This window comes from Pseudomonas tumuqii, assembly GCF_013184545.1.
Lineage (GTDB): Bacteria > Pseudomonadota > Gammaproteobacteria > Pseudomonadales > Pseudomonadaceae > Aquipseudomonas > Aquipseudomonas tumuqii.
Window position 1 is genome coordinate 229670 of sequence record NZ_JAAOJA010000005.1, and the last position, 12280, is coordinate 241949.

Below are 12280 nucleotides of genomic sequence, written 5' to 3' on the forward strand. Positions count from 1 at the left end.
CTCATGCATAGCCCTGGGCGAGGGCGCGCAGGGTAGCGGCGTCGGGCGTGGGGTGGCGCGGCAAGGCGTTGCCGTCGGCATCGAACAGATGCAGGTTGGCAAGCTCCGGCTGCAGTTCGACGCGGTCGCCTTGGCGCCATTCGGCAGTCGCCGCGCAGCGGCAGATCAGCGGCTCGTCCTCGCCAACATCGAGGTGCACATAGGTTTCGCAGCCCAGGTACTCGACGCCGACCACGCGCAAGCCGGCGTCGCCTGGCGCCTTCTGCAGGGCCAGGTGCTCGGGGCGGATACCCAGGCTCAGTGGGCTGTTGGCCGCCAGCGCGCTGCTGTCGAAGGGCAGGGCCGCCAGGCGGCCGAGCGCCGGCGTCTCGATCAGGCTGTGCGCGCCGGGGGCGAGCAGGCGCGCCGGCAGGAAGTTCATCCTCGGCGAGCCGAGGAAGCCGGCGACGAAACGGCTCACCGGCCGCTCGTAGAGCTCGCGCGGCGAACCGACCTGTTCGATGCGCCCTGCATTGAGCACGACTATCTTGTCGGCCAGGGTCATCGCCTCGACCTGGTCGTGGGTCACGTAGATCATGGTGGTGCCCAGGCTGGCGTGCAGCCGGGCGATCTCGTTGCGCATCTGCACGCGCAGGGCCGCGTCGAGGTTGGACAGCGGCTCGTCGAACAGCAGGATGTCCGGCTCGCGGGCCATCGCCCGGCCCATGGCCACGCGCTGGCGCTGGCCGCCGGAGAGTTCCTTGGGCTTGCGCTGCAACAGCTTGTCCAGCTGCAGCACCCGTGCGGTTTCCAGCACCCGCTCGCGCAGGCTGCGCTTCTCGGTCTTGGCCAGCTTGAGGCCGAAGCCGATGTTGTCGTAGACGCTCATGTGCGGGTACAGCGCATAGGACTGGAAGACCATGCCGACCCCACGCTCGCGCGGCTCCAGGTCGTTGACCCGGCGGCCGTCGATCAGCAGGTCGCCGGCGCAGATCGACTCCAGCCCGGCGATCAGCCGCAGCAGGGTCGACTTGCCGCAGCCCGAGGGGCCGACGAACACCACGAACTCGCCGCTGGCGATCTCCAGGCTGATATCGCGCAGGATGCGCAGGCCGCCCAGTTGCTTGTTCACTTTGTCGAGTTTCAACTTGCTCATGCTGTTGTTCCTTGTTCTTGTGGGGTCAGCCCTTGAGCGCGCCGGTGGTGAGGCCGGAGACGATGCGCCGCTGGAACACCAGCACCAGCAGCACCAGGGGCACGGTGACCATGACCGAGGCGGCCATCAGCAGGCCCCAGGGCAGCTCGTGCTGGCTGCCGCCGGAAATCAGCGCGATCGCCACTGGCACCGTGCGTTCCTGGTCAGTCAGGGTGAAGGTCAGGGCGAAGAGGAACTCGTTCCAGGCGGCGATGAACGCCAGCAGGCCGGTGGTCACCAGCGCCGGCCAGAGCAGCGGCAGCAGCACCCGGGTGAGCGCCACCCAGGGCGAAGCGCCGTCCATGATCGCCGCCTCTTCCAGTTCGCCGGGCAGTTGCCCGATAAAGGTGGTCAGCACCCAGACGGTGAACGGCAGGGTGAAGATGGTGTAGCTGAGGATCAGCGCCCAGGCGCTGTTGTACAGACCGAGGGCGCGGATCACCTCGAACAGCCCGGAGAGCACCGCGACCTGGGGGAACATCGACACGCCCAGCACCAGCAGCAGCACCGTGGCGCGGCCGCGGAACTTGACCCGGCCCAGGGCGTAGGCGGCGGTCAGGCTGAGGAACAGCGCCAGCGCCACCACGCAGACGGCGACGAACACCGAGTTGCCGATGGCCTGCAGGAACGACGCCTGCTGCAGCACCGCGGCGTAGTTGGAGAAGTCCGGCTTATCGAGCCAGTAGCTCACCTGGAACAAGGCGCTGGACGGCTTCAGCGAGGTCAGCACGGCGTAGTAGAAGGGGAATACCGCGTACAGCAGCAGTACCCCGATCGCGCCGCAGAAGCCCAGGCGCAGCAATGCTTTTTTCAGTAGACGCAGGTTCATCAGCGCACCTCCATCTGGCGGCGGCCGAGATAGAGGTAGAGCACGGCGATCACCGCGACAATCAGGAACAGCAGGGTCGAGGCGGCGCTGCCGTAGCCGACGTCCTGAAATTCCACCAGTTGCTGGCGGGCGTAGATCGACATGCTCATGGTCGATGACGAGTTCGAGGTCAGCACGTAGATGACGTCGAACACCCGCAGCGAGTCGAGGATGCGGAAGATCGCCGCCACCAGCAGCGCGGGCATCAGCAGCGGCAGGGTGACCCGCCAGAACACCTTGAGCGGGTGCACGCCGTCGACCCGGGCCGCCTCGTAGCAATCGCCCGGCAGCATCTGCAAGGCGGCCAGCATCAGCAGCGCGACGAAGGGCACGGTCTTCCACACATCGACCATGATCACCGCCCACATCGACAGGCTGGCGTCGGCGGTCCAGGCCAGGGGCGCGTCGATCAGGCCGAGGCCGAGCATCAGGTGGTTGATGATGCCGAACTGGTCGTTGAGCATCCACGCCCAGATCTTCGCCGAGACGATGGTGGGAATCGCCCAGGGGATCAGGATCATCGCGCGCACCAGGGCCCGCCCGGTGAACTGCACGTTGAGCAGCAGGGCCACGGCCAGGCCGATGCTGATCTCCAGGCCGACCGACACCAGGGTGAAGTGCAGGGTGTTGCGCACCGCCTGCCACCACAGCGGGTCGACCAGGATGCCGGTCCAGACATCGCCATCGCGCGCCAGGTAGTTGCTCAGGCCGACGAAAGCCCCGGCCCCGGCGTCGCTCAGGCTGGTATCGGTGAGGCTGAACCAGAAGGTGCGCAGCAACGGCCAGCCGGCCACCAGCAGCAGGCACAGCAGCATCGGCGTCAGAAACAGCCAGGCGGCCCGCACGCGGCGACGCTGCACGGGCGTTTCCTTGACGGCCAGGAGCTCGTCGTAGAACGGCTGGGCTCGGGAGATAGAGCTAGTCATGGCGATTCCTTGGCGGTTTACCAGTGGCGGCGCTTGATGCGCTTGAGGTCGTTGCCCAGCTCGGTCACCGCCTGATCGACAGGGGCCGCGCCGGAGAGCATGCCGTGCACGCGGTCGAACAGCGCATTGGAAACCCGTGGGTAGCGGTCGGCGGTGACCGCCGCCGGGCGCATCACGCCATCCGCGAGAATAGTGCGCAGCTGGCTGTAATACGGCATGGCCGCGAGCAGCTCGGGGTCGTCGTAGAGCGACTCGATCACCGGGTTATAGGCGCCGACCAGGGCCCGGTGCTTCTGTTGCTGGGCGCTGGTCAGGTAGGCCACCAGCTCGCCGGCGAGCTTGGGCTCGGCGCTGTAGCGCGACACCGACAAGCCCCAGCCGCCGAGGGTCGAGGCGTGCTTGCCGTTTTCGCCGCCTTTGGGCAGCGGGGCAATCCCGACCTGGTCCTTTATCGCGCTGTCCGGGCTCTGCACCAGGGCCCAGGCGTAGGGCCAGTTGCGCATGAACAGCGCATTGCCGGACTGGAACACGCCACGGCCTTCTTCTTCAGTGTAATTGAGCACGCCGGGTGGAGAGATGTCGCCCACCCAGCTCTTGGCCAGGGTCAGCGCGGTGCGCGTGGCCTGGCTGTCGACCTGGATATTGCCCTGGGCATCGATCAAGTCGCCGCCCGGCTGGCTGCCGATCCACTCCAGGGCGTTGCAGGTCAGGCCCTCGTAGGCGCGGCCCTGGAACACATAACCCCACAGATTGGCGTTGCCGGCGTCGCGCTCGGCCTGCTGGATCTCGCGGGCGGTGACGGTCAGCTCGTCCCAGGTTTGCGGCACCGGTTTACCGTGCTTTTCCAGCAGATCCTGGCGGTAATACAGCAGACCAGAATCGGTGAACCAGGGCATGCTCACCAGCCGCCCGTCGACCGTGGCGTTATCCAGCTGCGCCTGGAAATAGCCCTGGGTGGCGTTGGCCGGCAGCACCTCGCGCAGATCCAGCAAATGGTTGGCGAGCATGCCCGGCCAGACCACGTCGATCTGAATGATGTCGATGTCGGCCGATTGGGCGCTGAGAATCTGCTGATAGAAGGACAGCCGCTCGGTCGCCGAGTTGGGCGTCGACACCACCTCGACGGTGTGGCCGGTCTGTTTCGACCAGGCCTCGACGCCGTCCTTGCATAGCTGCAATTCCGCACCCACGGCGCCGCAGGAAATGGTCAGGTTGGCCGCGCCGGCCAGCGCGGGCAGCCCGCTGCAGATCGCCAGCAACGCCAGGGGGAGAACCGCTTTCAGTCTTGACATAAAAACCTCTTCATTCTTGTTTTTTTGTTGAAGATAACGTTAACATCGCTAATATAACAGCACATCCGCAGATGTACACCCCCATTTCCCCGCTGCCCGGAGATTTCCCGATCACCGGATTGAGGGCGGACTGGAACACACAATAAAAACAAATAGAGGAAGTCCCCATGCAGCATGCATCACGATGGCTACTGGCCGGTCTGCTCAGCAGTTCGGCAACCGTGCTGGCCCAGGCCGCCACTCCCATGACCCTGGAAGAGCGCATGGTCGCGCTGGAGGCCAGAGCCAGCGCCGCTGAAATGCGTGCGTCCGCTGCCGAACAACAAGCCCACGCCATCGCCCTGGAGTTGCAGCAGCTCAAGGGTGGCAGCCCCGCCCTTTCTGCGTCTTCCCCTGCCGCACAGGCAACGACCACGGCTCCCGTCCTGGACGCCCGTCTGGCAAAAGTCGAAGCCCGCCAGGAGGCCCTGGAAAAACTCGGTCGCAGCGAGCGGCAGAACCCCAGCAAGCTCACCAACGGTTTCAGCTTCAATGGCTATGCCCGCTCCGGGCTGCTGGTCGGCGAAGGGCTGAGCGGCGGACATGGTGGCCCCTATATTACGCCGGCCGGTTCGGTCGGCGGCGCCGTCGGGCGGCTCGGCAACGAAGACGATACCTATATGCGTATCGACCTGGCGAAAGAGCTGCATGCCGAGAACGGTACCCGTTCCAAAGTCACCGTTTCGATTGCCGACGGGGTGGAAACCTCCAACGACTGGACGGCCGAAGAAAGCAGCCTGAACGTGCGCCAGGCCTATGCCGCCCTCGACCATATAGCGGCGTTCAAGGGCAACCCCATGCTGGAAAATGCCAGCCTGTGGGCGGGCAAGCGCTACGACCGGGATACCTTCGACATCCATTGGCTGGACTCGGACGTGGTCTATCTGGCCGGTACCGGCGGCGGTATCTACGACCTGCAGCTCGGCGACAACTGGAGTTCCAACTTCTCCCTGATGGGCCGCGATTACGGCGACTTCAGCGCCACTGACGGTGACGACGACGTGGAAAGCTACATCCTCACGTCCAACCAGTTCTTCGCCGAAGACCGCTGGCAGTGGATGGTCAATGCCATCGGCTCGAACAAGAACGATACCCGCAGCAACGCCGCCGGGCTGACCCCCGCCGACTCCGGCGTGCAAAGCATGCTGGCCCATCACCAGAAGGACTTCTTCGGTCGCGAAGGCTTCTTCAAGACGGCGCTGCTCTACGGCCAGGGCCTCGGTGCAGAGGTCAAGAACCTGGGCTCGGATGGCGAGTTGCTCGACGACGCCAAGGCCTTGCGCCTGGCGCTCTATGGCCAGACGCCGCTGGCCCGTGGCTGGCGGATCGCCCCCAGCCTGCTGGCCGAGCAGAGCCAGGACAGATACGTCGGCGGCGACGATTATCGCTGGATGACCCTCAATCTGCGCCTGGCCAAGGAAGTCAGCAGCAACTTCGAGATGGTCTATGAAATGAGCTGGCAAACCATGGACCTCGACCCCAAAGGCTATCAGCAGCGCAATGCGGTCGATGGCAGCTTCTGGAAACTGACCGTGGCGCCGACGTTCAAGCCCGACATGGGCGGCTTCTTCACCCGCCCCGAGCTGCGGGTGTTCGCCAGCCTGATGGACTGGTCGGCGGATCTGGATAACTACAGCAACACCGACGCCTTCGGCGAGGATGGCTTCCAGGCAGGTGGTCTCTGGCAGTTCGGCGTGCAGATGGAAACCTGGTTCTAACACCCACGCCCGTGGCGCCACGGACGGCGAAAAAGCCCAAGGCGCTGCGCCCTGGCCGAGCGCAGCTGTTTTCCAGTGGTCATGTACTCGTTAACTGTTGCATGCATGGGTAGGGTGCGCCGTGCGCACCAGTGTAGGTCTGGGGCCGAGCGCACGCGGGTAGGTAGGCGCTGAGCGCAGCGAAGCCCAACAGGCAGTGACATGTCTCGTTGGGCTTCGTCGTTTTGCTCCTCAGGCTACGCCCCCCGGCCCAACGGCTGATCGCCTTGCAACACGCAATGGAGACATAGCCTTGCCAATTATCTGTCGATGTGGAGACACCCCATGTATCTGGTCTGTGGCGAAGCCCTGTTCGATTTCTTCAGCCTGGCGCCCGGCGCGCGTAGCAGCGAGCTGGCGTTCAAGGCGCTGGCCGGCGGTTCGCCGTTCAACGTCGCGGTCGGTTTGCGCCGTCTCGGTTGCGATGCGGCGCTGTTCGGCGGGATTTCCAGCGACTACCTCGGCGCCCGCCTGCGCCGGGTGTTGGCCGAGGAAGGGGTGTGCGGCGATTACCTGATTGCCAGCGATGCGCCGACCACCCTGGCCATGGTCGGCGTGGATGCCCAGGGTTCGCCGCAGTACTCGTTCCGCGGTGAGGGTTGCGCCGACCGCCAGCTGCGCCTCGAGCATCTGCCCGTACTGGATGCGCGGGTGCGCGGCCTGCATGTCGGCTCCTATTCGCTGGTGGTCACCCCAGTCGCCGGCACCCTGTTCGAGCTGGTCGGCCGCGAATGCGAGCGGCGTCTGATCAGCCTCGACCCCAACGTGCGGCTCAACGTCGAGCCGGATATCGCGCTGTGGCGTCGGCGTATCGAGGCATTTGCCGCCCATGCCCACCTGATCAAGGTCAGCGAGGAGGATCTGCAGTTGCTCTACCCGCAGCGCGATCCCCAGGACGTTGCCCGTCAGTGGCTCGGTCAGCGCTGCCAGCTGGTGTGCCTGACCCATGGCGGCGACGGTGCCAGCGTGCACAGCCGCCGGCACGGCCACTGGTCGGTACCGGCCCGGGCGGTGCAGACCCGCGACACGGTCGGCGCCGGCGATACCTTCCAGGCCGCCTTGCTCGCCTACCTGGCCCGCCATGGCCTGGACAGCCCGCAAGGGTTGGCCGGGATTTCCCGCGAACAGCTCGACGCCATGCTCAGGCTGGCGGTCGGGGCCGCGGCACTGACCTGTTCGCGGGTCGGCCCGGACCTGCCCTATGGGCATGAACTCGACGCGTTTTGATCGACCCGCCCGCCTCGCCCACTGGAGCCGTTATGCCGCACTCTCCCTCATCCATTGACGTCACCCGCCTGGCCAGTTGGCAGGCTCTCGCCGCGCACCGCGACCAGCTCGACGATTTCAGCCTGCGCCAGGCCTTCGCCGAGGATCCGCAGCGCTTCGCCACGTTCTCGCTGAACGACTGCGGGCTGTTTCTCGACTACTCGAAGAACCTGATCGACAGCCGCACCCGCGAACTGCTGGTCGGCCTGGCCAGGGAGGCGGGCCTGGCGCAGGCGATCCGCGATCTGTTCGACGGCGCCCTGGTCAACGCTTCGGAACGGCGCCCGGCCCTGCACACCGCCCTGCGCCGGCCGATCGGCGACCGGGTATTGGTCGACGGGGTCGACGTGATGCCGGAGGTGCAGCGCGTGCTCAACCGCATGAGCGAGCTGGTCGGCAAGGTGCACAACGGCCTGTGGCGCGGCTATACGGAAAAGCCGATCACCGACGTGGTCAATATCGGCATCGGCGGCTCCTTCCTCGGCCCGCAGCTGGTCTCCGAGGCGCTGCTGCCGTTCGCCCAGCGCGGCGTGCGCTGCCATTACCTGGCCAATATCGACGGCAGCTCGTTCCACGAGCTGGCGGCCAAGCTGCGCGCGGAAACCACCCTGTTCATCGTCTCGTCGAAGACCTTCAACACCCTGGAAACCCTGAAGAACGCCCAGGCCGCGCGCAGCTGGTACCTGGCCCAGGGCGGCAGCGAGGCCGAGCTGCATCGGCACTTTATGGCTGTATCGAGCAACCGTGAGGCGGCCATGGCCTTCGGTATCCGCGAGGAGAACATCCTGCCGATGTGGGATTGGGTCGGCGGGCGCTATTCGCTGTGGTCGGCGATCGGCCTGCCGATCGCCATGTCGATCGGCATCTCCAACTTCAAGGAGCTGCTGGCCGGCGCCTACCGCATGGATGAGCACTTCCAGAGCGCACCCTTCGAACGCAACATGCCGGTGCTGCTGGCCTTGCTCGGCATCTGGTACGGCAATTTCTGGGGCGCGCAGAGCCAGGCGATCCTGCCCTACGACCATTACCTGAGGAACATCACCAAGCACCTGCAGCAGCTGGACATGGAGTCCAACGGCAAGCGCGTGCGCCAGGACGGCAGCCCGGTGACCACGGCCAGCGGGCCGGTGATCTGGGGCGGCGTCGGCTGCAACGGCCAGCACGCCTATCACCAGTTGCTGCACCAGGGCACCCAACTGATTCCGGCGGATTTCATCGTGCCGGTGAGCAGCTACAACCCGGTCGCCGACCATCACCAGTGGCTGTTCGCCAACTGCCTGTCGCAGAGCCAGGCACTGATGCTCGGCAAATCCCGCGACGAAGCCGAGGCCGAGCTGCGCAGCCAGGGCCTCGGCGAAGACCAGGTGCAGCGCCTGGCGCCGCACAAGGTGATCCCCGGCAACCGGCCGAGCAACACCCTGGTGCTCGAGCGCGTCAGCCCGGGACGCCTGGGCGCCTTGATCGGCCTGTACGAGCACAAGGTGTTCGCCCAGAGCGCGATCTGGGGTACCAACGCCTTCGATCAGTGGGGCGTGGAACTGGGCAAGCAGCTGGGCCAGGGCGTGTATGCGCGGCTGGTCGGCAGCGCGAAAGACGCTGCCGAGGACGGCTCGACCCAGGGCCTGATCGACTTCTTCCGCGGCCGTCATCGCGGCTGATCGGGCAGCGGCGCCTTCGGCAGTGTGCAGCATGGCTCGCACTTCGGCGCGCAGGTCGAATACCGGTGGTGATCGCCAGGTAGCACAGGCATGCCGACAACCCGGCCACATACCCTGGGCGGGTTATTTCTGCCGTCCGCGCGTTGGCTGGCGCAACTGGAACGCGAATTGCTGCTGATCGAACAGGCGACCCGTCCGGCGGCCATTGGCTGGGTTCGTGGTGACCCAAGGTGCGCGTCGAGTGTCCAGTAAAGGTGCGCAATCTCTGACGCGGGATATTTTCCGAGCCAGGAGGATGCAAGCCCGCAGATATCGAGGTCAGCCCTATGGACAAGCAAGAGCAGCAGAACAGCCGCGTGGTGGAAAGCGCCGAGGACGCGCTGCGGCATATCATCGAAGGCTTCCAGCGCTTTCGTCAGGAGGTGTTTCCGCAGCAGCAGGCGCTGTTCAAGAAGCTCGCCCATGAGCAGACGCCACGGGCGATGATCATCACCTGCGCGGATTCGCGCATCGTTCCCGAATTGATCACCCAGAGCGATCCCGGCGACCTGTTCGTCACCCGCAATGTCGGCAACGTGGTGCCGCCCTACGGGCAGATGATGGGCGGGGTGTCCACCGCCATCGAATACGCGGTGATGGCCCTCGGCGTGCAGCACATCATCATCTGCGGGCACTCCGACTGCGGCGCGATGAAGGCGGTGCTCAACCCCGAAGAGCTGGAGCGCATGCCGACGGTAAAAGCCTGGCTGCGCCATGCCGAAGTGGCCAAGATCGTGGTGGCGGACAATTGCGGCTGCGCCGACCACAACACCCTGGGCATCCTCACCGAGGAGAACGTGGTGGCCCAACTCGACCACCTGCGCACCCATCCCTCGGTGGCCTCGCGCCTGGCCAGCGGTCAGCTGTTCATCCATGGCTGGGTGTACGACATCGAGACCAGCGAGATCAAAGCCTATGACGCCGAGAAAGGCGAATTCCGCCAGATCGGCGACGGCCCGCTGCCGATGGCCACGCCGCGGCCACGTTATTTGCAGGTCTGACAGCAGGCAGCTGCTTCGGGCGCCTGTACGGCAGTCGCAATGGGCTACAAATACCAGGTTGGGCCGGGCCGCCGAGGCTGCGAAACGAAGCCCAACAGCATCAACCGGTTGGGCCTGATGACGCTCAGCCCGCCGCGCGCGATTCATCCAGCTGCAGCTCTACCCCCAGTTGGCCTGACAGGCAGGGCCAGCGTTTCCAGGCGGCTTCGGTGTGCGGGTCGCTCAAGCGCTCGCGATAGGCGCGCACGGAGGCCTGGTCGAAGCCGGCCTCGTCGAGCATGCCATCCACGGCGTGATGCACGGCTTCATCCAGCTGATTGGCGAAGGGCTCGCCGATCAACTGGTGGGCGATCAGGTTGGCCACCGTGGTGTCCAGCGGAATCAGTGGCCGGCCAAGATGCTTGATGTAGCGGTCGTTGACCTCCTCGACCAGGCGGTGGGCCAGGTAGGCTTCGTCGAGCAGGCTGTCGAGGCCGTCATGTCCGGCGATCAGCGCGGGCGGCTGGAGAAAGAACTCCTCGGCGACTTTCAGCACCGGCTTGATCTGCTCCTCTATTCCGGCTTCGCGGGCGACCTCATTGGCCGCGTCCAATACATCGGGTACCTGTTCGATATAGGCGCTGACAAAGCGCGTGAGCACCCCCAGGGTGTCGGTGTCGGGCAGACGGATGGAGGGATGCAGGCGCTCCAGTTGCTCACCCAGTTGCGCAGAGAGTTGCTTGCTGCTGGCTTCGTGCTGGTGAGCGCGCTGAATCAGTTCGCGCAATGCGAGGGTATTCATGACTACTCCTGAAATGAGGACATGGAGGTGAACCTTAGCTGGCTGAAGGCCATTGCTCAGACGCGATTGTCATAATTTTTTCATGCTTATGCGAGAGCGCTATAACGCGCTACCACTGATTCTAGCCGGGCTACACCCGCCGTGGCGTTTAGCGCGAGGCTTGCGCGGCGTTGGCGATTTTCGTTTTGACGTTGCCAGGTCGAAGTCGCCGTCTATACTCGAGTTCGAAAGACAGTACCTGATAACACCGGACGGGCTTCGGCACGGAGAGGTTTCGACAGTTGTCATGGCCGTTGATCCTTTTGCTGCATGCTCCGCCGGCGGGATAACAAGAACGATAAGGGGAACCCGCAATGATGCGACATCCACGCGTTTGGATGAGCCTCCTGCTGTGTTTGGCATTCAGCTCGGCTCACGCCAGCTGGACGGTCAACATGGCGCCCGGAGCTACTGAGGTCAGTCGCTCGGTGTTCGACCTGCACATGACCATTTTCTGGATCTGCGTCGTGATCGGCGTGGTGGTGTTCGGCGCGATGTTCTGGTCGATGCTGGTCCACCGCCGCTCAACCGGGCAGCAGCCTGCACACTTTCACGAAAGCACCACGGTGGAGATCCTCTGGACCGTGGTGCCGCTGGTGATTCTGGTGCTGATGGCCATCCCGGCGACCAAGACCCTGATCGAAATCTACGACAACTCGGAATCCGAACTGGACATCCAGGTCACCGGTTACCAGTGGAAGTGGCACTACAAATACCTGGGCCAGGACGTCGAGTTCTTCAGCAACCTGACCACGCCGCAAGACCAGATCAACAACCTGGCCGTCAAAGGCGAGCATTACCTGCTGGAGGTCGATGAGCCGCTGGTGGTGCCGGTTGGCACCAAGGTGCGCTTCCTTATCACCGCCGCCGATGTGATCCACTCCTGGTGGGTGCCGGCCCTGGCGGTGAAGAAGGATGCCATTCCCGGCTTCATCAACGAGTCCTGGACCCGCATCGACGAGCCCGGCATCTACCGCGGCCAGTGCACCGAGCTGTGCGGCAAGGATCACGGCTTCATGCCGGTGGTGGTCGAGGCCAAGTCGAAAGTAGATTTCGCCACCTGGCTGGCCGAGCGCAAACAGCTCGCGGCCACCGAGAAGGAACTGACCAGTAAGGAATGGACCCTGGATGAGCTGATGGCGCGTGGCGAGAAGGCCTACAACACCGCCTGCGCCGCCTGTCACCAGCCGACGGGTGAAGGCTTGCCACCGATGTTCCCCGCGCTCAAGGGCTCCGCCATCGCCACCGGTGCCGCCGCCGGCCATATCGGCATCGTGGTCAACGGCAAACCGGGTACCGCCATGGCCGCCTTCGGCAAGCAACTGTCGGAAGTCGATCTGGCCGCGATCATCACCTACGAACGTAATGCCTGGGGCAATAAAGTCGGTGACATGGTCACGCCCAAAGACATTCTAGAGTTCAAGAAGGCTCAGGAGTAAG

General features: G+C 64.8%; 10 protein-coding genes. 5 read left to right on the top strand and 5 right to left on the bottom strand.

The annotated features are described in order from the left end of the window. Position 1: 1 nt before the first annotated feature. From G9C89_RS11970 to G9C89_RS11985, 4 genes are read right to left on the bottom strand one after another with little or no spacing between them, the layout of a single operon-like run. Entirely contained in the window at positions 2-1135 is a 1134-nt protein-coding gene (locus tag G9C89_RS11970; protein ID WP_172148129.1) for an ABC transporter ATP-binding protein, read from the bottom strand. Between the two features lie 25 nt (positions 1136-1160). After that, positions 1161-2003, bottom strand: coding sequence for a carbohydrate ABC transporter permease (locus tag G9C89_RS11975; protein WP_172148131.1), 843 nt, complete (start codon positions 2001-2003; stop codon positions 1161-1163). Beyond that, positions 2003-2968, bottom strand: a complete 966-nt coding sequence (locus G9C89_RS11980) for a carbohydrate ABC transporter permease (RefSeq protein ID WP_172148133.1) — start codon at positions 2966-2968, stop codon at positions 2003-2005. Before G9C89_RS11980 ends, G9C89_RS11975 begins: the two co-directional genes overlap by 1 nt. Before the next feature lie 17 nt (positions 2969-2985). Continuing rightward, the gene (locus G9C89_RS11985) at positions 2986-4260 is read right to left on the bottom strand and encodes an ABC transporter substrate-binding protein (protein ID WP_172148135.1); all 1275 of its coding nucleotides are present in this window, start codon (positions 4258-4260) and stop codon (positions 2986-2988) included. Positions 4261-4427: 167 nt separating this feature from the next. Here G9C89_RS11985 and G9C89_RS11990 point away from each other — a divergent pair, with 167 nt between their 5' ends. The 4 genes from G9C89_RS11990 (at position 4428) to G9C89_RS12005 (ending at position 10020) form a co-directional block, all read left to right on the top strand. Then, on the top strand, positions 4428-6017 hold the full coding sequence (locus G9C89_RS11990; RefSeq protein WP_172148137.1) for a carbohydrate porin: 1590 nt from the start codon (positions 4428-4430) through the stop codon (positions 6015-6017). A 324-nt stretch (positions 6018-6341) separates the two neighbouring features. Next, positions 6342-7283 carry a carbohydrate kinase family protein gene (locus tag G9C89_RS11995; protein WP_172148139.1) on the top strand — a complete coding sequence of 314 codons (942 nt, stop codon included), beginning with the start codon at positions 6342-6344 and terminating at the stop codon, positions 7281-7283. A gap of 32 nt (positions 7284-7315) precedes the next feature. Further along, a complete protein-coding gene (gene pgi / locus G9C89_RS12000; protein WP_172148141.1) occupies positions 7316-8980 on the top strand; it encodes a glucose-6-phosphate isomerase in 1665 nt (554 codons plus the stop codon). A gap of 326 nt (positions 8981-9306) precedes the next feature. After that, on the top strand, positions 9307-10020 hold the full coding sequence (locus tag G9C89_RS12005) for a carbonic anhydrase (RefSeq protein ID WP_172148142.1): 714 nt from the start codon (positions 9307-9309) through the stop codon (positions 10018-10020). A 124-nt stretch (positions 10021-10144) separates the two neighbouring features. Here the strand turns inward: G9C89_RS12005 and G9C89_RS12010 are convergent, their stop codons facing one another. Further along, positions 10145-10801: a hypothetical protein gene (locus G9C89_RS12010; RefSeq protein WP_172148143.1), complete on the bottom strand. Its 657-nt coding sequence runs from the start codon at positions 10799-10801 to the stop codon at positions 10145-10147. Positions 10802-11154: 353 nt separating this feature from the next. On the opposite strand from G9C89_RS12010, the gene coxB reads away from it, so the two are divergent. After that, positions 11155-12279 (top strand): cytochrome c oxidase subunit II, encoded by a 1125-nt coding sequence (gene coxB, locus G9C89_RS12015; RefSeq protein WP_172148144.1) that lies wholly within the window; start codon positions 11155-11157, stop codon positions 12277-12279. The last annotated feature ends 1 nt before the right edge of the window (position 12280 follow it).